Here is a 21,083-nt window from a genome sequence, read left to right as displayed (position 1 = left end):
AGCTAGCATGCTGATCGCCGGGATTTGTCCCGGTCGGTGTGGAAACTACAACAGATGACGACCGGGGACGGTAACGGAGGTAGTGCGTGAGCACGGTGCTGTTCCGCCGTCCGGCCCGTCGCCAGCCGCCGCCCGAACCGCGTGGCGAGGTCGTCCTGGAGTCCCCGCCGGAGCTGCCGGAGACGGTCAGCGGCGGCGGGATGAGCCAGACGCTCACCTACCTGCCGATGCTCGCCGGAGCGGGTGCGACCGCATTGCTGGTCAAGGGCAGCGGCGGCGGTCCGGTCACCTACCTGGCCAGCGGCATGATGGGCCTGTCCATGGTCGGCATGGCGCTCGGCGGCATCGGCCGCGGCGCGGGCGAGAAGCGCCGCAGGCTGGACGGGGACCGGCGCGACTACCAGCGCTACCTGCAGCAGGTGCGGCGCCGGGTGCGCACGGCCGCCGAGCAGCAGCGCGCCTCGGCCCTCTGGCACCACCCCGAGCCGAGCGCCCTGTGGTGCGTCGCGCTGGGCAGCCGACTGTGGGAACGGCGGCCGACCGACGGCGACTTCCTGGCGGTCCGCGTGGGGCGCGGCCCGCAGCGGCTCGCAGTGCGGCTGGTGACGCCGGAGACGAAGCCGGTGGAGGACCTCGAACCGATCTCGGCGGTGTCGTTACGCCGCTTCGTCCGCGCCCACGGGACGGTGGCCGACCTGCCGGCCGCGATCGCGTTCCCCGCCTTCGGCCGGATCGGCCTGCTCGGGCGCCCCGACCGCACCCGCGCCCACGCCCGAGCCATGCTCGGCCAGATCGCCGCGTTCCATTCCCCGGACGACGTGGTGATCGCCGTGTGCGCCTCGGCCGTCGCGATGCCGGAGTGGAACTGGGTCAAGTGGCTGCCGCACGCGCTGAGCGCGAACGCGTACGACGCGGTGGGGCAGGTGCGCCTCGTCAGCGACAACATGCTGGACATCGAGTCGGCCTTCGGTGACACGCTGACCAGCCGGCCCCGCTTCGGTCTCGGTGGCGCGGTGGACGGACCGCACATCGTCGTGGTCGTCGACGGCGGCCACGTCCCGTCCGAGGCGCAGCTGGCGGGTGCGCTGGTACAGGGCGTGACCGTGCTCGAGATCAGCCCCACGCCGCGCCTGGAACCCGGTCCCGGCGTGCTTCCGATCGTGGTCACCGAGCCGTCGATGACCCTGCTGCGGCGCGACGAGCGCGGCGCCGAGCAGCGGGTCGCGCTGGGCGTGCCGGACGTGCTCAGCGTGGTCGAGGCCGAGGCGCTGGCGCGGCGGATGACGCCACTGCGGATGTCGGCGGCGACGTCCGAGCCGACCGATGCGCTGGCCGTCGACCTGAGCCTGCCCGACCTGCTGCGGCTGGGTGATCCGTGGGCCGTCGACCCGGCGACGACCTGGCGGGTGCGGGCGCCGCGGGACCGGCTGCGGGTGCCGATCGGCGTGGGCGCCACCGGGCAGCCCGTCGAACTGGACATCAAGGAGTCGGCGCAGGGCGGGATGGGGCCGCACGGGCTGGTGATCGGCGCGACCGGCTCGGGAAAGTCCGAGTTGCTGCGCACCCTCGTGCTCGGCCTGGCGCTCACCCACTCGCCGGACACGCTGAACCTGGTGCTGGTCGACTTCAAAGGCGGCGCGACGTTCGCGAGCATGGACGTCCTGCCGCACACGTCCGCCGTGATCACCAACCTCGAGGACGAGCTGATCCTCGTCGACCGCATGAAGGATGCGATCTCCGGTGAGCTGGTACGACGCCAGGAACTGCTGCGCGCGGCCGGCAACTTCGCCTCGGTGAAGGACTACGAGCGGGCCCGCGAGCAGGGCGCGCCGCTGGATCCGCTGCCCTCGCTGTTCATCGTGGTCGACGAGTTCAGCGAGTTGCTCTCGGCCAAGCCGGACTTCATCGACCTATTCGTCATGATCGGCCGTCTGGGCCGGTCGCTCGGTGTGCACCTGCTGCTCGCCTCGCAGCGCCTCGAGGAGGGCAAGCTACGCGGCCTGGACACGCACCTGTCGTACCGGGTCGGGCTGCGCACCTTCTCCTCCATGGAGAGCCGGGTGGTGCTGGGCGTGCCCGACGCCTACGAGTTGCCCAGCGCGCCCGGTAACGGCTACCTGAAGGAGAGCACCGAGGGGCTGGTGCGGTTCAAGGCCGCCTACGTGTCCGGCGCGTACACCCGGGCGCCGAGCGCGACGCCTGGTGGCGGCGAGCGCAGCCGGCATCACGTGCTGCCGTACGTGCTCGACTACGTGTCCCATCGCGAGGACCCCACCGAGGACGCGGACGGCGCCGTCCCGGACGCTCCGCCGAGCACCGACACCGGTCCGTCGCGGACGATGCTCGACATCCTGATCGAGCGGATCGAGGGCCACGGCCGTCCGGCGCGCCAGGTGTGGCTGCCGCCGCTGGACGTGCCGCCGACGATCGACGAGCTGGTGCCGCCGCTCGCGCCGACCGGCCACGGGCTGCTGCCCGGCGCGCCGGTGCCGCCGCTCAGCGCCGTCCTCGGCCTGATCGACCGGCCGTTCGACCAGCGTCGTGACCCGCACTGGGTGTCGCTGACCAGCGCACACTTCGTCGTCGTCGGCCGGCCGCAGAGCGGCAAGAGCACGGTGCTGCGCAGCCTGATCGCCTCGATGGCAGTGACGCACACGCCCGAGCAGGTGCAGTTCTACTGCCTGGACTTCGGCGGTGGCACCCTGACCGGCCTTGCCGACCTGCCGCACGTCGGGTCGGTCGCGACCCGGCTCGAGCCCGACCGGCTACGCCGCACGATCGCCGAGCTCAGCGGGCTGCTGACCCGGCGCGAAGCGACGTTCACGCAGAACCGGATCGACTCGATGGGCAGCTACCGGCGGGCGATCGCCTCGGGCGCGCTGCCCGGCGACGGCTTCGGCGACGTGTTCCTCGTCGTCGACGGGTGGGGGACGATCCGCCAGGACCACGAGGACCTGGAGGCCGCGATCACCCAGCTCGCGGCGCGCGGGCTCGGGTTCGGCGTGCACGTCGTGCTGTCCGTCCAGCGCTGGATGGAGTTGCGGCCGGCGCTGCGCGACCTGATCAGCACCCGGTTGGAGCTGCGCCTGGGCGACCCGTCCGAATCCGACTTCGACCGGCGCATCGCCGCCGACGTGCCGGAGAGCGCACCAGGACGCGGCCTGATCGCCGAGAAGCTGCACTTCCTGTCCGCGCTGCCGCGCATCGACGGCGACCCGCAGGCCGACAGCCTCGCCGACGGGGTGGCGAACCTGGTCGAGCGGGTCGGCGCGGCCTGGTCCGGGCCGGCCGCGCCGCCGGTGCGGCTGCTGCCGCAGGATCTGCCGTTCGCCCAGCTGCCGCCGGTCGGCCCGCCCGGCGCGCTGGTGCCGATCGGGATCGACGAGAACACCCTCGCGCCGGTGTTCGTCGACTTCGACGCCGAGCCGCACTTCCTGTGCATCGGCGACGTCGAGTCCGGCAAATCGAACCTGCTGCGGGTGATCGCACGCGGGATCACCACCCGCTGGACGCCGGAGCAGGCGAAGATCATCACACTGGACTACCGCCGCGGCATGCTCGGTGCGATCACCACGGCACACCAGATCGGTTACGTGATGAGCTCGGTCGCCGCGCCGGAGACGATCGCCAACGTGGTGGCGGCGCTGCGCGAGCGGCTGGCCGGAATCTCGGTGGACCCGGCCGCCGGGACGGTGCCGCGCTGGACCGGCCCGCGGCTGTTCCTGCTGATCGACGACTACGACCTCGTGGTGGGCAGCCAGGGCAACCCGATGCCGGCGCTCACCGAGTTCTTGCCGCAGGCGCGCGACATCGGCTTGCACGTGGTGCTGACCCGCTCGGCCGGCGGCGTGGGCCAGGGCATGTACGAGCCCATGCTGCGCGGGCTGCGCGAAATGGGGACACCCGGAGTGCTGCTGTCCGGCAGCAAGGACGAGGGCGCTGTGCTCGGTTCGGTGAAGATGGCCAAGCTGCCGCCCGGGCGCGGCCGCCTGGTGCACCGCCGGTTCGGCTCGGTGCTGATCCAGACGGCGCACCTGGACGGCAGGTAGCGGCGCGCGCTCGGCCGCTGTCGGTCAGAGCTTGCGCAGCACCGAGACGACCCGGCCCAAGATGGTGGCCTCGTCGGCCGGGATGGGGGAGTAGGCCGGGTTGTGCGGCAACAGCCAGGCGTGCCCGTCGCGGCGCTGGAACGTCTTGACGGTCGCCTCGCCGTCGATCATCGCGGCGACGATCGCGCCGTTGTCGGCGTCCTGCTGCTGGCGCACGACCACCCAGTCGCCGTCCTCGATCGCGGCCTCGATCATCGAGTCGCCGGCAACCTTGAGCATGAACAGGCTGCCGCTGGTGGGATCGCCGACGAGTTCCTTCGGTAGCGGCAGCACGTCCTCGATCATCTGCTCGGCCAGGATCGGGCCGCCGGCGGCGATCCGGCCGACCATCGGGACGAACACCGGCGCGCTGCCGCGCGGCGCGTCGTCGACGACGGCGATCGCGCGCCGCGCCGCCTTGGGGTTGTCGCCGGTGCGGACATCGACCGCCCGCGGCCGGTTCGGGTCGCGGCGCAGGAAGCCCTTGCGCTCGAGCATCGCCAGCTGGTGCGCGACGCTCGAGGTGGAGGCCAGGCCCGCGGACTCGCAGATCTCGCGGATGCTCGGCGGGTAACCGCGCCGCTCGACGGACTCCCGGATGACGTCCAGGATCGCCTGCTGCCGACGGGTCAGGCCGGTGACCGGATCCGGCAGCTCGGTGACCTTCGGCCGGCCGGGGCCGCGCGGTGCCGGCGTGGCGCCGTCGGATGCGGCGGGTGCGGCGGGTGCCTTGCGTGCCCGGGTGCCCGACTTGCGGGGCGTGGCGCTCTTGTCAGCCATGAATGACTCCCGTGTGTTGCCCGATGTGGCGATCCGTTCACCGCCGACGGTAGCGGAATCACCCGGGTGTTCCAAACAGTTGTTCGAACGACACGCCGGGCGGTCATGGAAATTGTCAGACCCGGCTGGTACACATTCGAATAGTCATTCGATAGAACGCCTGTTCGACCGGCCGGCATCCGTCGGCCACAACCTCCAGGAGTGACCGATGTCCGTCGCCACCGAATTTGCGCCCGTGTTCGCACCGGTCGCCTACGTCCCGGAACCGGCTCGCCGGCAGGCCGGCCCGCCACGTCCGGACGCTACCGTGCACGTCCTGCACCGGCCCGCCGATCCGGCCGGCGCGCCGCCGCTGCGGCTCACCCGCCGTGGCGTGCTGGTGCTCAGCGCGGCTGTGGCCTCGCTGGCCGGCGTCCTCGTCTGGCTGGCGGCGCTGTCCGCTCCTGCCGCTACCCCCGCCCGCGCCTCCGTGCCGGCCACGGTGACCGTGCAGGACGGCGACACGCTGTGGTCGATCGCGGGCCAGGTCGCACCCGATCGCGACCCGCGGGCCGAGGTCGATCAACTGCTGCGGCTCAACCACCTCGGCGGTGTCGCGCTCACGCCCGGACAGGTCCTACGCACCCGGTGAGCCGGGGTTCCGGCGCGCCGCGCCGAAGTTCCCCCGGCGTGTCACTTGCGGAACAGTCGGCGCCGTCCTAGCGTTGCACCCCTAGATGTAGTAGTTACAGGCTTGTAAGTTGTCCACAAGTTGGGTTTCGTTGTCCACCGGTTGTCAACAGGTGGCGGCCCGTTATCCCCAGCCTTGTCGACAGATCCGTCCACAGCACATCACGCGAAGGGGGTCGTGCCATGCGTTGTCCGTACTGCCGGCACGCCGACTCGCGCGTCGTGGACTCCCGCGAGCAGGACGAGGGTCAGGCCATCCGCCGCCGGCGCTCGTGCCAGGCGTGCGGGCGCCGGTTCACCACCATCGAGGAGGCGACCCTCGCGGTGATCAAGCGCAGCGGGGTCACCGAGCCGTTCAGCCGCGCGAAGGTGATCAGCGGCGTGCGCCGGGCCTGCCAGGGCCGTCCGGTCGACGAGGACGCGCTGGCCCAGCTCGCCCAGAGCGTCGAGGAGACGATCCGCGCGAACGGGGTCGCCGAGGTCAACAGCGACGAGGTCGGGCTGGCCATCCTCGGCCCGCTGCGCGCGCTGGACGAGGTCGCCTACCTGCGCTTCGCCTCGGTCTACCAGGCCTTCAGCTCGGTCGACGACTTCGAGAAGGCGATCGTCGACCTGCGTGCCGAACACGGCGGCCGTCCGCCGGCCGAGCCTGATCCCGTTACCTAGACACCGCAATACCGGACGGTCCGGCGCGGCACCCCGCCCCGGCCGCACCACAGACCACCTCCCCCAGCGAGACTCCGCCAGGAAAGGACCACAGACGATGACCGAGGCAGCCGGCAAGAGCGCCAAGACAGCCAACGCCACCGACCCGGCAGCCGGGTCGGCCACAGCGCCGGCGCACGCCGCCGAGCAGCCGCCGACCTACCCGGCGGGCGGGCTGGTGATCGAGCGTGTGTACACCTCTCCCGGCGTGCATCCCTACGCCGAGGTCACCTGGGAGCGCCGCGACGTCGTGATGACGAACTGGCGGGACGGCTCGATCAACTTCGAGCAGCGTGGCGTCGAGTTCCCGGACTTCTGGTCGCTGAACTCGGCGAACATCGTCACGACCAAGTACTTCCGCGGCGCGGTCGGCACCGACCAGCGCGAGTGGTCGCTGCGCCAGCTGATCGACCGCGTCGTGCTCAAGTACCGGGCGGCCGGCGAGCAGCACGGTTACTTCCGCTCGGCCGCCGACGCCGAGGTGTTCGAGCACGAGCTGACCTGGATGCTGCTGCACCAGGTGTTCAGCTTCAACTCGCCGGTGTGGTTCAACGTCGGCACCACCTCGCCGCAGCAGGTCTCGGCGTGCTTCATCCTGGCCGTCGACGACACGATGGACTCGATCCTGAACTGGTACCGCGAAGAGGGCCTGATCTTCAAGGGTGGCTCGGGCGCGGGCCTGAACCTGTCGCGGATCCGCTCGTCCAAGGAGCTGCTGTCCTCCGGCGGGACCGCGTCCGGCCCGGTGTCGTTCATGCGCGGTGCCGACGCTTCGGCCGGAACGATCAAGTCCGGCGGGGCGACGCGGCGCGCGGCGAAGATGGTCGTGCTCGACATCGACCACCCCGACATCGAGGAGTTCGTGCAGACCAAGGCGCGCGAGGAGGACAAGATCCGTGTCCTTCGGGACGCCGGGTTCGACATGGATCTGGGCGGCGCGGACATCACCAGCGTGCAGTACCAGAACGCCAACAACTCGGTGCGCGTCACCGACGAGTTCATGCGCGCGGTCGAGGACGGCACCGAGTTCGGCCTGCGCGCGCGCAGCACGCACGAGGTGATCGAGACTGTCGATGCCAAGGGCCTGTTCCGCAAGGTCGCGCAGGCCGCGTGGGAGTGTGCCGACCCGGGCATCCAGTACGACGACACGATCAACGACTGGCACACCAACCCCGAGACCGGCCGGATCACGGCGTCCAACCCGTGCTCGGAGTACATGAGCCTGGACAACACCTCGTGCAACCTGGCGTCGCTGAACCTGCTCAAGTTCCTGGGCGATGACAACTCTTTCGACACCACGAAGTTCGTCAAGGCCGTCGAGCTGATCATCACCGCGATGGACATCTCGATCTGCTTCGCCGACTTCCCGACCGAGTCGATCGGGGTGAACACCCGCGCCTACCGCCAGTTGGGCATCGGTTACGCCAACCTCGGTGCGCTGTTGATGGCGTCCGGGCACGCGTACGACTCGGACGGCGGCCGGGCGCTGGCCGCCGCGATCACGTCGCTGATGACCGGAACGTCCTACCGTCGGTCGGCCGAGCTGGCCGGGATCGTCGGGCCGTACGAGGGTTTCGCCCGCAACGCCGCGGCGCACGCTCGGGTGATGCGCAAGCACGCCGCCGCGAACGACGCCGCACGCCGCATGGACGACATCGACGCCGCGATCTTCAAGGTCGCCACCGACGAGTGGGCCAGGGGCAACAAGATCGGTGAGCGCAACGGCTGGCGCAACGCGCAGGCCTCGGTGCTCGCGCCCACCGGCACCATCGGGCTGATGATGGACTGCGACACGACCGGCATCGAGCCGGACCTCGCGCTGGTCAAGTTCAAGAAGCTGGTCGGCGGCGGGTCGATGCAGATCGTGAATCAGACGGTTCCGCGGGCGCTGCGCATCCTGGGCTACCAGGAGGAGCAGGTCGAGGCGATCGTCGAGTACATCGCCGAGCACGGTCACGTGATCGACGCGCCCGGTCTGCGGCAGGAGCACTACGAGGTGTTCGACTGCGCGATGGGTGCGCGGGCGATCAAGCCGATGGGCCACGTGCGGATGATGGCCGCGGCGCAGCCGTTCCTGTCCGGCGCGATCAGCAAGACGGTGAACCTGCCGGAGTCGGCGACCGTCGAGGACATCGAGGACGTCTACTTCCAGGGCTGGAAGCTCGGCCTGAAGGCGCTCGCGGTGTACCGCGACAACTGCAAGGTCGGCCAGCCGCTGTCGGTGGGCAAGGGCGGGTCGACAGCCGCGACGGCCGAGGCCGAGCCGGCGAAGGTGGTCGAGTACCGGCCGACCCGCAAGCGGCTGCCGAAGGCGCGTCCGTCACTGACCACGTCGTTCTCCGTGGGCGGGGCCGAGGGGTACATGACGGCCGGCTCGTACCCGGACGACGGTCTCGGCGAGGTCTTCCTCAAGCTCGGCAAGCAGGGTTCCACGCTGGCCGGCGTGATGGACGCGTTCTCCATCGCCATCTCGATCGCGCTGCAGCACGGCGTGCCGCTCGAGACGTACGTGCAGAAGTTCACCAACATGCGCTTCGAGCCGGCCGGGCTGACCGACGACCCGGACATCCGGATGGCCCAGTCGATCCTGGACTACATCTTCCGCCGCCTGGCGCTGGACTACCTGCCGTTCGAGACCCGGTCGGCGCTCGGTATCCACACGGCGGACGAGCGGACCCGGCAGCTGGAGACCGGCTCGTACATGCCGGTCGACGAGGACTCGGACGAGGAGCTGGACCTGGAGTCGCTCGCCCAGTCCGCGCCCGTGGAGAAGGTCGTCACCGAGGAGGAGCCGGCGGTGACCGAGGCGCCGCCGCGCGTGCACAGCTCGACCGAGCTGCTCGAGTCGCTCACCGGCTCGTCCGCCGACGCTCCGCTGTGCATGAACTGCGGCACCAAGATGCGCCCGGCCGGCTCCTGCTTCGTCTGCGAGGGATGCGGTAGCACCAGCGGCTGCAGCTGATGTGAACGGTCAGCCAATGTCACTGGGTTTCGGTCACGGGGACATCCGATTCGGTCACGAGGACACGCGAATCGGTCACCGTGACATTGCGCGTCCCGCTGGACCCGGTTCCAGCGGCGGATGACGTACGGCCGGCCCCGGGCACTCCACGTGGGTGCCCGGGGCGATCGGCCTTACGACCGTGGGAGGCGTCTAGATGCCCTTCGAAGCAAAGCTTTGCGTGCCGGCATCATGCCAACGACGCCTACGCGCGGGCCGTGCCCCGTGCCGTTCGTCTGGCCGTCCGGTTGCCGCACGCCGCTAGCTGTGTTTTCCGCGGCGCCGGCGTGAGGTTGCGAGGATGACGAGGCCACCGCCGAGGGTGATCGCCGCGATTCCGATCACGCTGAGCTGTCCGGTCGGTACCCCGGTGGCCGCAAGGGACAGCCCGGCGGAAGCTGGCGTGGGCGCGGTCGGAGGCGCGGTCGGAGGCGTTGTCGGAGGCGTCGTCGGAGGGGTTGCCGCGGGGCTGGTGCTGGAGGCGTGCGTCGAGGTAGCGACCTGGGCCGGCGTGACGGTGAACGTGAGCGGAGCCGATGTCGAGGACAGGAAGCCGGTCGCACCGCTGTAGGTGGCCGTGACGTGGTGTGTTCCGACGGACAGCGTGGCGGTCAATGTCGCGCGGCCGGAGCTGAGGGTGGCGGTGCCCAGCACAGTGGAACCGTCGGTGAAGCTGACCGTTCCGATCGGGTCCGTGGTTCCGCTCGCGGGGATGATCGTTGCGGTGAAGGTGGTGGGCGCGGCGGCTACCACCGTGGCCGGCGAGGCCGTCAGCGTCGCCGTCGTAGCGAGGGGCTCCAGGTAGCTGATCGTGACCGACCCGTCGCCCGCGGTATTGGCCGCGGCCGTGACCGAGGTGGCGGCTGCTGCCAGGAATCCGGAGCCGCCCCCGCCCGCACCGGTGATGCCGCCCGGCCCGTCAGTACCGCCGCCGCCACCGCCGAAGTAGCCGCCGCCGCCACCGCCGCCGGTCCCGAACGCCGAGTCGCCTGCGGGGTTGGCCGCACCGGCGCCGCCGAGCCCGAGCGAGGTCGGACTGGTTGCCGGCGATGCCGCACCTGCAGAACCGTCGGCTGCGCTGCCAGAGCCCGCAGCACCGGGATCGGTCGTGGTAGCCGCGCCGCCGCTCATAGAGGGGAAACAGCCGAAACCGGACCCGGAAGCTCCTGCGGCTGCCCCAGAGCCGCCCGAGCCGCCGGTGCAGCCGCCGTCGATCGTCTCGTTGCCCCCTCCGCCGCCGCCGGCGGCGACCAGCAGATCGGGCGATGCGTTGGTCGTGTCGAAGATGAACGAGCCGCCGCCGCCGGCGCCGCCGGGTGTCGCAGGGACCGGGGACATCGTGCCGGCGTCACCACCACCGCCGTAGCCGCCGGCCGCCGCGGTGCCCGAGTTCGCGACGCCGTCAGCGCCTGCGGCCCCGACCACTATCGACAGCGTGTCGCCACCGGTCACCGGCAGGGTCGCGGTGACTTGCCCGCCGGCCCCTCCCGTTCCCGGCGAGCCGAATTGGGACGGCGCGCTGCCGCCCGTTCCACCGGCCACCACCACGGTGATCGACCCCACGCCGGCCGGCACGGTCCACAACTGCGGCGCACCCGTCACAGCGAAGCTCACAGTGCACTGCCCTGCGCTGCAACTTGGCGGTACCGCTCCGGCGGTCACCGGACTCACCAGCCAGACAGCAGCGGTAGCGGCGCCCGCCGCGGCGAAGGCGGCGACAAGGCGAGCACGCGAGCCCGCCGACGAGGGATGACAGCTCACCAGTTACTCCGATCTAGCGCGGTTGGGGCACATCGCGGATCATCGCCGTGGCCGCCGGCATCTACGCGCGGATGGAGACCGTACGCATGCTGCCACAGCCCGACTCGATGCACTACCAAGTACCGGTGTTCCTTCACCTGCCCGCCGGCAGCTGTCGCGCCGCCGCAGTGGGCCGGCTCTTCAGCCAGCGCGCGAATCGGACGGGGCCGGCCGGCACGGCACCGACGTCGCCGCGGCGCTGTCCCGGGTGCGCCCGCACGAGAACGGGCCCGCAGCCAGCCGGTTGAACGCCGTCCAACAACTCGGCGCCAACACTCGGCGTGGCTGCGCTCGGGAGGATTTACCTATTGACCGGCGACGCGCCGCGGGCGATCCAGGTGTCGTTCCTCGCCGCCGCGGCGCTGCTGGTCGTCGCGCTCGTCCCGGTACGGCTGAGGATGCCGCCTCGGCGGCGCGCGCGGTGCGCGCCGCATGATCAAGTGGCAGCGCGAACCAGCATCAACTCTGCTGCTCGGGAGCCGATAAATACAGCGTGACCTCTGCCCTGATCCGTCCCGCGGCGCCGTGGGACGGCGTGACCAGCCGGGGCGAGCTCAGCTATGCGCAGATCGAGTCGCTCATGTGGGAGATGGAGGCTGCCCGCGCTCAGTACGTCGACGAGACGCTCGATGCCGCCAAGTTCTTGGGGGGAGTCGCGAAGGCTGCCGGCTGGCTGACGCTGGAGAAGCGGGCGGAGCTGGTCACGGCAGACTTCGCGTGCCGCAACGGTGACCTGGGCACGGCGACCGCCATCGCCCAGGAGGTCGGTACCTGGGCCGAGCGCTGTGGCGAGACATACCTGCAGGCGCGCAGCGCGTTCGTCCTGTCGACGGTGGCGTTCGCGATCGGGGACACCGCGACCACGCTTGTCGAAGGCGTGCACTGCGTCCGGCTGCTGGAGGAGAACGCGCCGCTCGGCATCCGCATCGACCACATGTTGATGGCCGCGGTCGGGGCGGGTGCGGGCACCCCGGAGGGGGACCGCTGGTACGCCGAGGTGTTGGATCTAGCGCTCGCCGGTCACGACATCAGCGCCGCCCTGGTCATCCACAACAACAAGGCGTGGCACCACTACACGGTCGGCGAGCGGCCCGAGGCGATGCAGCACGTGATCGAGATGCTGTTGCTGTCCCGTCGGTTCGCGAAGCCGCTGAAAGCCGTCATGCTCGACACCATTGCCCGGGTGCAGGTCCTGCACGAGGACTTCGAGGCCGCATTGCACACGCTCGCCCCGGTGCTCGAGGAAGATTCCCAGATCGAGCTCGGCGAGCCGACCGCGCGGGCGGACTGCCTCATCGCCGCCGCGGCGATCCACCGTCGGCAGGAGAATTTCGCCGAAGCCGCCGCATTGCTCGACCTGGCCCATCACGAGGCCGCACGAGGTGACCTGCTGGCCAGCCAGGCCCAGGTGCACGAGGAACGCGCGCTCTGGCACGCCGCGCAGGGCGCCTTCGCGCAGGCCTTCAGCAGCTACGTGCAGTTCCGCGCGCTCGCGTCCCGCGCGCGCAGCGAAGATGCGCAACGGCACGCCCACCTGGTCGAGGCGGCCTACGAGGTCGAACAGGCCTCCCGCGATGTGCGGCGCTTCCGAGAACTGGCCTATCACGATCCGCTGACCGGCTTGCCGAACCGGCGCTTCCTCGACGAGGAGCTGTTCCGGATGTGCGGAATCGCCCATCGCGACGGCACCGCGATGTCGGCCGCCATCGTCGACGCCGACCACTTCAAGCGGATCAACGACGAGCTGTCCCATGAGCGTGGCGACGAGGTGTTGCAGATCCTCGGCCGGCTGTTGGAGCAGTCCGCGGGGCAGCCGGCGGTGGTGGGCCGGTTGGGCGGCGAGGAGTTCGCACTGCTGCTGCCGCATCTCGGGCCGTCCCAGGTGGTGCAGGTGTGCGAACAGGTGTGCGCCGCCGTCCGCGAGCACGACTGGAGCCCGGTCACCGGAGCGATCCCGGTGACCGTGTCGATCGGCGTCAGCACGGCGACAACCGGCTCGACGTCCCCGGGCATCTTGCTGGCCGGTGCCGACCGCAACCTGTACACCGCCAAGCGCAACGGACGCGACTGCGTGGTCGGTGACCGGGGCATCGAGGCAGCCGAGCACCGGCCCGCCGCTGAATCCGGCCGTGTCCCCGGTCGGGAGCGCGAGGACGCGAACCAGCGCGCCGTTTGCCACGCTCCTTACCGCCGCCCTCGCGCGGGCGCGCCCGGGTAGCTGCGCAAGTGCGTCTCAGCCGGTGACCACCTGCGCCGCGGGCTCGGGGGTGCTTGCCCGCGCGCCGGCGGCGCGCAGCAGCCAGAGGCCGGCGAGGCCGATCACCACCGCGGCGAGCACGATCAGCAGCCGGTAGTCCACGAGCGCGACCAGCGCCGCCCCCACGCCGGTGGACACCAGCTGTGGCGCCTGCAGCGCGAGGCCGGTGGCTGCGGCCGTCCGGCCCTGCAGGTGATTCGGCGTCAGCTGCTGGCGGGTCGTCGCCAGCGCGACGAAGACCCACGGGATCGCCGTCCCGGCGGCAACCTCGCCCAACAGCACCAGCGGGACGCTGCCGGACAGGAACGGGACGCTGCCTGCCGCAAGCGTGGTCAGTGCGATGCCCACGGTCCGGGTGGCGCCGACGCGCCCCATCGTGGCGACAGCCGTGACGCCGCCAAGGATCGAGCCGGCGCCCTGCGCGCTCATCAGCACGCCGAAGAACTCCGGCGACCGGTGCAGGCCGTGCTGCACCACGGCGAACAGCAGCGAGTCGAACAGGCCGACGACGCTGAGCGCGACCGCGAGCCCGGTGACGATGTCGCGCAGCACCGGGGTGCGACGCAGGTGTGACAGCCCGGCTGCGAGCGCCCGCCACCCGGCGTCCGCGTCGGCAGCTCCGGCCAGGTCGCCTGCGGGCTTCGGTTCGCGGACCCGCACCAGGGCGAGTCCGCCGGCGGTCGCGACGAGCATGACCGCCACGGCTACCGCCAGCGCCGGTCCGCCCCACACCGCGTAGAGCGCAGCGCCCACCAGCGGCGTGAGGATGCGCAGGCCTTGGTCGATCGTCGAGAACAGCGCGTTCGCGGGGCCGAGCTGGTCGTCGGTGAGCACGGTGCGCAGCAGCCCGGACATGGCGGCGCCGTTGAGCACCCCGAGCCCTCCGTAGCCGACGGTCACCACGTACAGCAGCCACACGTCCGCTGCCGAGTGCACGGCCAGGAGGCCCAGCACTGAGCCCGCGGACAGCAGGTTCCCGGCGATCAGCAGCGGACGGCGGCGCACCCGGTCGGCCAGCAACCCGAACAGCGGGCCGGCGAGCACCGGGGCGCCGAGGAAGAAGAACACCAGCCCGGCGGCGCCGCTGGAGCCGGTCAGGTCCTTCGCCCAGACCGCGAGGGTGAGGAACAGGGCGCTGTCCGCAAAGTTGCCGACCGTCCAGGCACCCAACAGCCGGCGGAACTGCGCCACCTGCAACAGCTGCTTCACCGCTCCACGTTCCGGTCACGCAGGTCGCGGTCGAGCAGATCCTGGTACTCCGGCAGGTAGGTGGTGGCGGCGAACAGGCGGACGGCGCCCACCCCGGCCGGCCGCTTCGCCGGATCGGTCAGCCGCTCGTGGAACGGCGCAAGCAGGGCAGCCAGCGTGTCGCCGATGCTCCGCGCCTCGTCCGCGGTGATGAACAGGGTCGCGCCCTGTTGAAAGGTCGCGCCCTCCCAGGCGGGCGGGTCGGCGCGTCCCTCGGCCGCTTGCATCCGGGCGAAGTCCCACTCCCGGACGGCGGACCGCACTGCCGACGAGGCCAGCTGTGCGTCCGGATCCTGTGGGCTGGGCGCCAGGTCCTGCAGGGGATCCGTTGCGCGCCACGGCTTTTCGCGCCCTGTCGCGTCGTCGGCCCGCTCGAGATAGCCGAACTCGGCAAGCTTGCGCAGGTGGAACGAGCAGTTCGCCACGCTGTCGCCCAGCGCCTCGGCGAGCTCGGTCGCTGTCGCGCGGCCGCGGGCGACCACCAGCTCCAGCAGTTGGATCCGCAGCGGATGGGCAAGTGCCCGCATCGCCTTGGGGTCGGAGATCTTGGCCATGGCGCGGACAGTACAACGCGCAATAATTCTTGCGCAACAGTTATTGCATATCGCGGTGAAGCGTCCGGCCGGTCGGGTTTGCGCGCTGATCCTGTTGCGCAGCCGCCCTGTGCAACAAGATCACGCCGGGGTCACGCCCGTTCAGGGCTGACGAGTGGTGGATCGGACCCGACCGCGCCGGCCGGCTTCCGGACGCTGGTGGTGGCCATCCGGACGCTGCCGACGGTGCCCGAACCAGCCCCAGTGCGCGGCTGCGGCGGCCATCGCGAGGATCAGGAGCCCGGCGATCGCGAGCGAGGCGGGCACGCCCAAGGTGTCACCGAAGTAGTAGGTGACGGCGCCGATGACGTAGCCGAGCCCGCCAACGGCTCCCATTGCCAGGACGGGGGCGAGCCTAGCGATGACAGCGAGTGCCATCACCGCGGCAGCCGTAGCGATTCCGAGCCCGAACCGCAGCCCGCTCGGGTGCTCGATGCTCGCCGGCGTGATGAGGGCGAGCAGAAGCCCGAGCGGGAACGCCACGAACCACGGGCTGATGCGACGCCACCATCCCGCCGCAGCCCAGGCCGCTCCCAGCGCCCACAGCGGTACCGCGATCATCCAGCCGCTCGCGTCGGTCACGACGTAGTTGACGATCGACCCGACTGCGACGCACAAGGCGCCGAACGCGAACGCCTGCTGGACACCGTGCTGATGCAGCACCCACAGGATGACCGCGTAGGCGGCGGTGGTGGTCGCGATCGTCAGGAACGACGTCTTCCCGCTCGTGTCGACAAGGATGTTCACCATGCCGACCGAACCCGCGAAGGCCGCTACCGAGACGCCCCAGGTCACCGCGGCCAACCGGCGCAGCGCCGGCTCGGCCGAGGACCAGGTGACGATGCCGAGAGCGAGAAAGACCAAGGTGGCGACGGCGAGTACCGCAAGGCGCCCGCCCTCGCTGAGGTCCCTCCAGTGCTGCTGCGCGAAGGCGAACGCGCCGGCGAGCACCAAGATCGTGCCGATGTAGCCGACCGCCTCCATCAGCAGCGAGACACGCCGCGGCTGGGCGCGCTCAACCGTCGCGTCAGGTGACGGCTCCGGCCGACTCTGTCGCATCCACGCTGCGAACCCCGCAACCGCGGCGCCGACAACGAGCAAGACGATCAGTGACCCAATCATGGTGACCACCCCGGTTCCGGTCTATTGCACGGTGCGCGCCCGGGGTAGGGCCGAACGGCCTGTCGGCGGTCCCGACGGACCAGCGGGTTCCGGCCGCGCACCGCGAATGCTGCGACTGTGCTGCGGGGCCAGCGGCGCGCCTCGATTGCGCTGCGCGGGCACAGTGTGGCGCGCACGGGCCGGGCTTATCGTCGGCCAATGACCAGGTACCTGCAGGAGAGCGGCCGTTCGAAGCGTCCACTGCAGGGTCCGCCGATCTTCGAGTCGGTCGGCGACGAGCGGACGTACCGCAAGCAGCGCTTGGCCGGCGCGCTGCGGCTGTTCGCCAAGTTCGGGTTCGACGAGGGCACGGCCGGGCACATCACCGTGCGCGACCCACAGTTCCCGGATCACTTCTGGGTCAACCCGTTCGGCGTTCCGTTCGCGCTGTGTGACGTGTCGTCCCTGCTGCTGGTGAACTCCGACGGTGACGTCGTCGAGGGCGACCGGCCGATCAACCTTGCCGCGTTCAACATCCACGCGCCGATCCACGATGCGCGACCCGATGTGATGGGCGTGGCGCACGCGCATTCCGTCTACGGCAAGGCGCTGGCAGCGCTCGGCCTACCGCTGCTGCCCATCACCCAGGAGGCCTGCAAGTTCTACAACCGGCACGTGGTGTTCGAGCGCTTCGACGGGCCGGTGATCGACCAGTCAGAGGGACGGCTGATCGCGGCCGCGTTGGGGGAGCGGCACAAGGCTGCCGTACTGCAGAACCACGGCCTGCTCACCGTGGGCGAGAGCGTGGAGGCTGCCGCGTATCGCTTCTGGATCTTCGAACGCAGCGCCCGGATCCAACTGGCCGCGATGGCCGCCGGCGAGCCGAAGCTGATCGACCACGACGTTGCCACGAACCTCGCGGAGGAGATGCCGTTCAGCTGGTACAACTTCCAGCCGATGTGGCTGCAGATCATCAAGGAACAACCCGACCTGCTCGACTGATCCGGCCGAGCAAGCCTCGTACCCGGCCGCCGCTTGCCGGCGCCGGCGTGCAACCTCGGTTGCACGCCTCGTGACGCGTCGCCGCCAGTGTCGGCTCGACGGACGCGTCGTACAACGCTCCGCCCGAGCCGGCGAAACAGTAGTGCGGGTCGGCACCCTGCGAGGCGTTCCGGCCGCGTTACTGGCCCACGTCCTGCACGGTGCGTGCCAGCAGGCAGAACTCGTTGCCCTCGGGATCGGCGAGGACGACCCAGCTGACGTCCTCGCCCTGTCCCACATCTGCTCGCCGGGCACCGAGGTTCAGCAGGCGTTGCAACTCCTCCGCGGTGCTGCATCCATCGGCGCGCAGGTCCAGGTGCAGGCGGTTCTTCACGCTCTTGCGCTCCGGCACCGCGAAGACGTCGATCGTCGGCCACTCGCCGTCCGGCGGCGCGATGGTGATGCCCTCGGCGTCGTCGGACACCTCGCGCCAGCCGAGCGCCGCCCGCCAGAAATCCGCGACAAGGCGCGGCTCGAGGGCGTCGATGGCTAGGGCGGCGATACGGCTGCTCATCAGCACATCCTGGCAGCCGGCACTGTCACAGCCCGGTTGGGTGGATCAGTCAGTTGTCGGATCGGATGTCGCCGGTGATGTCTTTCGCACGGTCGACGAGCAGGCAATGCTCGTCGCGGCGGCCGATGGTCCAGGCTTGGTTCGGGCGGGAAGAACGCGACGATATGCAGTGGGGCCTGGTCGGTGCCGAGGAGGGCCTGCGCCGATCGTCGACACTCGCTCAGGCGCCATCGCCTGCAGCGCTTCGTCGCCGGGGTAGGTCGGGTCGGTCGCCGGGCGCGCGCAGTTCACCGCCCGGACGTGGGATCGGCGCAGAGCGCACCGATCATCGTCGAGGCCCATGCGCTGACACCGCGCCGGCAGCGGACAACTCGCAGGCTACGGCCGGTACCGAGGCTTGCCCTTGCCGCGGGGAAACCCCCTAACGTGTGCGGCGTGGACGGACTGCTGAGCGTCGGCGCGCTGGCCCGGCAGGCGGGGCTCACGGCGAAGGCGTTGCGGCACTACGACCGCATCGGCCTGCTCCGTCCCGACCTGGTCGACGCCGCGGGCTACCGCTGGTATCAGCCCACCCAGCTCGCTGCGGCTCGCCGGATCGCGTTGCTGCGCGGTGTCGACGTCCCGATCGACGACGTCCGACGGTGCCTGGACGACCCGGACGCCGTCGAAGCCGTGCTGACCAGCCACCGGCGCCGCCTGGAGGCGCGCCTGACCCGGGTCCAGCGGGACCTGCACACCCTCGACCACCTGATCACCGACGGATGGGAACGCCCGATGCCGACCACAGCCGAACCGATGCAGGCCGAGGACGAGCGCCGTCTGGCCGCCTCGCTGTTCAACCGAACCTGGACCCTCCTGGAGAAGGAGGACCGAAGCCGCGACGAGGACGACGCGATGATCCACATGGCGCACGCGTCGGCCCACCACTGGCGGCAGATCGGCACGCCGCAGAACGTCGCGCGCGGCGAGTGGCAGTGCTCGCGGGTGTACGCGGTGCTTCGCCGCGCGGAGCCGTGCCTGCATCACGCGCAGCGTGTGTTGGACATCTGCCAGGAGAACGACCTGCGCGACTTCGACCTCGCGTTCGCCTACGAGGCGCTGGCGCGCGGCCACGCGGTCGCCGGAGATGCCGAACAGGCGCGGGCCTACACGGAGCAGGCACTCGCCGCGGCGGAGGACATCGCCGAGGCCGACGATCGCGAGTTGCTGCTCACCGATCTGGAAACCATCCCCGGGCAAACCCGCTTCTGGTGAGTCATGGCGCGGGCGGGTGGCTGCGCGTAGTCTCCGCTCGTGTCGATCAAGACCCGGGGTCGCGCCGGCGCAGTGATCATGCTCGCCGCCGCTACCGTGCTGCCGGTGGTCACGGCCGCACCGGCGTCCGCAGCAGTGCACCGGCCGACGATCACGCACCTCTCGGCGATCACCGGACCTGTTGCCGGTGGTCAGCGCATCGTGATCCACGGACGCCACTTCACCAAGGGGGATCAGGTCCTGTTCGGTGGCACGCGCGGCCGCCGCGTGCACATACTGACCAGCCGGACCCTGACCGTCGTGGCACCCCGGCATCGGGCCGGGCGGGTCGACGTCCGCATCGCGGTGAAGATCGATCGGCCCGGGACGATCGCCCTGCTCCCGACCTACTCCGCGCGCACCAGGCACGATCGATACACGTTCTACGCGCCGCCGACGATCGCGTCGGTGTCGGTCAGCTCCGGACCCCTCCACGGAGGCGGCACGGTCACTATCGGCGGCCGCGACTTCCGCGGAGTGTCGTCGGTCCGGTTCGGTGCCGTCCGGGCTACGCGAGTTCACGCCCTGTCCACCGCCCGGCTGGTGGTAGTCGTCCCGGCGCACGCGGCCGGCACGGTCAACGTCCGGGTCACCGGCCGCTACGGCACATCGCCGGCAAACCTGCGCGACCGGTTCAGCTACGTGGCGCCGCCCTCGGTCACGGCCGTCGTCGCAGCGGCCGGTCCGGACGTCGGTGGCAGCACGGTCACCGTCGTCGGCAGCGGCTTCACGCACGTGACGGCCGTCCGATTCGGCGGCGTCCTGGCCGGTGCCATCAACGTGCTGTCCGCTTCCTGGCTGACCGTCGCCTCGCCCCGGCACGTGGCCGGCGCCGCAGAGGTCCGCGTGACGACCGCATACGGCACGTCCGCTGCGAGCGCTGCTGATCGGTATCAGTTCCAGCCGACGAGTCGGATCCTGGCATGGGGCACCGACATCGCCGGGAGCCTCGGTGACGGTCTCTTGCAGGATCGGCTCGTCCCTGCCGAGATCCGCGGCCTCGACGGCGCGAGCACGGTGCTCGCCGACCCGTACGCCGGCGGCGTGGAGCTCATGCCGGATGGCACGGTCCGCACTTGGGGAATCGGGACGCTGCGCTACGCGAGCACGCCGGCAACTGTGCCCGGGCTCAGCCAGGTCACCCAGATCGCCACGTCCGGCGGAACGCACTACGCGCTGCGGAAGGACGGCACTGTCTGGGCGTGGGGTGACGACCAAGCCGGGGAACTCGGCGACGGGAGCGTCCGGACGGACGGCTGCCTTTGCCGACCGAGGCCGCTGGCGGTCCCGGGCTTGGATCACGTCATCCAGGTGGTTGGCGGCTACCTGTCGGCCTACGCCGTACGCGACGACGGGACGTTGTGGGGCTGGGGCAAGAACCAGTACGGCAGCCTCGGCGTCGGAAGCAGCGAGGCGAACGTCCCCGTCCCGACCCAGCTCCCCGGCCTGACGGGCGTCACTTCGGTCGTGGCAACCATCCAACGCGGATATGCCCTGACCGCCGACGGGTCGGTGTGGTCATGGGGCTGCTGCGGCGCAGTGCTGGGCACCGGAGTCGCGATCGGGGTGTCGCCAACGCCGGCGAAGATCGTCGGCCTTCCGGCAGTCACGAATGTGACGATCGCGGGCGGGGGCGCGTTCGCGTTCGCGGACGACGGCACGGTGTACTCGTGGGGCTACGACGCTGTCGGCAACACGTGGGATAGTCACCCGACTCCTGTGGCCGTGCCACAGCTGAAGGGCTTCACGTCGATCGCTAGCGGGAACGGGGCCAACTTCGGCATCGGACCGGACGGGCGGGTGTACGCCTGGGGCGACAACTACTACGGGCAGCTCGGCCTCGGCTACCGGTCGGACGTGCCGGTCGCTACGCCGACCTGGGTCCCCGCACTCGATGGCGTGACCGCGATCAGCACTGCCGACTACTGGACCTTCGCGTACCGGCCGCCGTACTGACACGCTGGCGGGCGGTGGGCCACGGGGAGTAGACCGG

At 70.8% G+C, this 21,083-nt stretch carries 14 protein-coding genes; 8 read left to right on the top strand and 6 right to left on the bottom strand.

Going from position 1 to position 21,083, the window contains the following annotated elements; all coding sequences use genetic code 11:
• Positions 1-86: 86 nt before the first annotated feature.
• Positions 87-4,049, top strand: coding sequence for a type VII secretion protein EccCa (eccCa, locus tag M6B22_RS01350; protein ID WP_269443970.1), 3,963 nt, complete (start codon positions 87-89; stop codon positions 4,047-4,049).
• Positions 4,050-4,073: 24 nt separating this feature from the next.
• Here the strand turns inward: eccCa and lexA are convergent, their stop codons facing one another.
• Positions 4,074-4,868 carry a transcriptional repressor LexA gene (gene lexA / locus M6B22_RS01345; RefSeq protein ID WP_269443969.1) on the bottom strand — a complete coding sequence of 265 codons (795 nt, stop codon included), beginning with the start codon at positions 4,866-4,868 and terminating at the stop codon, positions 4,074-4,076.
• Positions 4,869-5,076: 208 nt separating this feature from the next.
• Here lexA and M6B22_RS01340 point away from each other — a divergent pair, with 208 nt between their 5' ends.
• The 3 genes from M6B22_RS01340 to M6B22_RS01330 all read left to right on the top strand — a co-directional run bounded on the left by M6B22_RS01340 (position 5,077) and on the right by M6B22_RS01330 (position 9,204).
• Complete coding sequence (locus M6B22_RS01340) at positions 5,077-5,499, top strand: LysM peptidoglycan-binding domain-containing protein (RefSeq protein WP_269443968.1); 423 nt, start codon at positions 5,077-5,079, stop codon at positions 5,497-5,499.
• A 221-nt stretch (positions 5,500-5,720) separates the two neighbouring features.
• Complete coding sequence (gene nrdR / locus M6B22_RS01335) at positions 5,721-6,203, top strand: transcriptional regulator NrdR (RefSeq protein WP_269443967.1); 483 nt, start codon at positions 5,721-5,723, stop codon at positions 6,201-6,203.
• Between the two features lie 97 nt (positions 6,204-6,300).
• Complete coding sequence (locus tag M6B22_RS01330; RefSeq protein ID WP_269443966.1) at positions 6,301-9,204, top strand: vitamin B12-dependent ribonucleotide reductase; 2,904 nt, start codon at positions 6,301-6,303, stop codon at positions 9,202-9,204.
• 300 nt (positions 9,205-9,504) lie between these two features.
• On the opposite strand, the gene M6B22_RS01325 is transcribed toward M6B22_RS01330, so the two are convergent.
• Positions 9,505-10,857, bottom strand: a complete 1,353-nt coding sequence (locus tag M6B22_RS01325) for an Ig-like domain-containing protein (protein WP_269443965.1) — start codon at positions 10,855-10,857, stop codon at positions 9,505-9,507.
• Positions 10,858-11,536: 679 nt separating this feature from the next.
• Between M6B22_RS01325 and M6B22_RS01320 the strand changes: the two genes are divergently transcribed.
• On the top strand, positions 11,537-13,261 hold the full coding sequence (locus M6B22_RS01320; protein WP_269443964.1) for a GGDEF domain-containing protein: 1,725 nt from the start codon (positions 11,537-11,539) through the stop codon (positions 13,259-13,261).
• Positions 13,262-13,276: 15 nt separating this feature from the next.
• Here M6B22_RS01320 and M6B22_RS01315 read toward each other — a convergent pair whose 3' ends face one another.
• From M6B22_RS01315 to M6B22_RS01305, 3 genes are all read right to left on the bottom strand, one after another.
• Positions 13,277-14,509: an MFS transporter gene (locus M6B22_RS01315; RefSeq protein ID WP_269443963.1), complete on the bottom strand. Its 1,233-nt coding sequence runs from the start codon at positions 14,507-14,509 to the stop codon at positions 13,277-13,279.
• Entirely contained in the window at positions 14,506-15,102 is a 597-nt protein-coding gene (locus tag M6B22_RS01310) for a winged helix-turn-helix domain-containing protein (protein ID WP_269443962.1), read from the bottom strand. Before M6B22_RS01310 ends, M6B22_RS01315 begins: the two co-directional genes overlap by 4 nt.
• Before the next feature lie 141 nt (positions 15,103-15,243).
• The gene (locus tag M6B22_RS01305) at positions 15,244-16,263 is read right to left on the bottom strand and encodes a DUF2157 domain-containing protein (RefSeq protein WP_269443961.1); all 1,020 of its coding nucleotides are present in this window, start codon (positions 16,261-16,263) and stop codon (positions 15,244-15,246) included.
• A 198-nt stretch (positions 16,264-16,461) separates the two neighbouring features.
• On the opposite strand from M6B22_RS01305, the gene M6B22_RS01300 reads away from it, so the two are divergent.
• Positions 16,462-17,244 carry a class II aldolase/adducin family protein gene (locus tag M6B22_RS01300; RefSeq protein ID WP_269443960.1) on the top strand — a complete coding sequence of 261 codons (783 nt, stop codon included), beginning with the start codon at positions 16,462-16,464 and terminating at the stop codon, positions 17,242-17,244.
• A 178-nt stretch (positions 17,245-17,422) separates the two neighbouring features.
• Here M6B22_RS01300 and M6B22_RS01295 read toward each other — a convergent pair whose 3' ends face one another.
• Complete coding sequence (locus tag M6B22_RS01295; protein WP_269443959.1) at positions 17,423-17,797, bottom strand: VOC family protein; 375 nt, start codon at positions 17,795-17,797, stop codon at positions 17,423-17,425.
• Positions 17,798-18,232: 435 nt separating this feature from the next.
• Between M6B22_RS01295 and M6B22_RS01290 the strand changes: the two genes are divergently transcribed.
• Positions 18,233-19,051, top strand: coding sequence for a MerR family transcriptional regulator (locus M6B22_RS01290; protein ID WP_269443958.1), 819 nt, complete (start codon positions 18,233-18,235; stop codon positions 19,049-19,051).
• Between the two features lie 39 nt (positions 19,052-19,090).
• The gene (locus M6B22_RS01285; protein WP_269443957.1) at positions 19,091-21,046 is read left to right on the top strand and encodes an IPT/TIG domain-containing protein; all 1,956 of its coding nucleotides are present in this window, start codon (positions 19,091-19,093) and stop codon (positions 21,044-21,046) included.
• Positions 21,047-21,083: the final 37 nt, after the last annotated feature.

Source organism: Jatrophihabitans cynanchi (assembly GCF_027247405.1).
GTDB classification, from domain to species: domain Bacteria; phylum Actinomycetota; class Actinomycetes; order Mycobacteriales; family Jatrophihabitantaceae; genus Jatrophihabitans_B; species Jatrophihabitans_B cynanchi.
This window is presented reverse-complemented; position numbering and strand designations above follow the sequence as displayed.

Bases quoted from the DNA above. Each gene is read 5' to 3' on its own strand.
- lexA (WP_269443969.1), bottom strand. From the start codon at position 4,868: ATGGCTGACAAGAGCGCCACGCCCCGCAAGTCGGGCACCCGGGCACGC.
- M6B22_RS01340 (WP_269443968.1), top strand. From the start codon at position 5,077: ATGTCCGTCGCCACCGAATTTGCGCCCGTGTTCGCACCGGTCGCCTAC.
- M6B22_RS01295 (WP_269443959.1), bottom strand. From the start codon at position 17,797: ATGAGCAGCCGTATCGCCGCCCTAGCCATCGACGCCCTCGAGCCGCGC.
- nrdR (WP_269443967.1), top strand. From the start codon at position 5,721: ATGCGTTGTCCGTACTGCCGGCACGCCGACTCGCGCGTCGTGGACTCC.
- M6B22_RS01330 (WP_269443966.1), top strand. From the start codon at position 6,301: ATGACCGAGGCAGCCGGCAAGAGCGCCAAGACAGCCAACGCCACCGAC.
- M6B22_RS01310 (WP_269443962.1), bottom strand. From the start codon at position 15,102: ATGGCCAAGATCTCCGACCCCAAGGCGATGCGGGCACTTGCCCATCCG.
- M6B22_RS01305 (WP_269443961.1), bottom strand. From the start codon at position 16,263: ATGATTGGGTCACTGATCGTCTTGCTCGTTGTCGGCGCCGCGGTTGCG.
- M6B22_RS01300 (WP_269443960.1), top strand. From the start codon at position 16,462: ATGACCAGGTACCTGCAGGAGAGCGGCCGTTCGAAGCGTCCACTGCAG.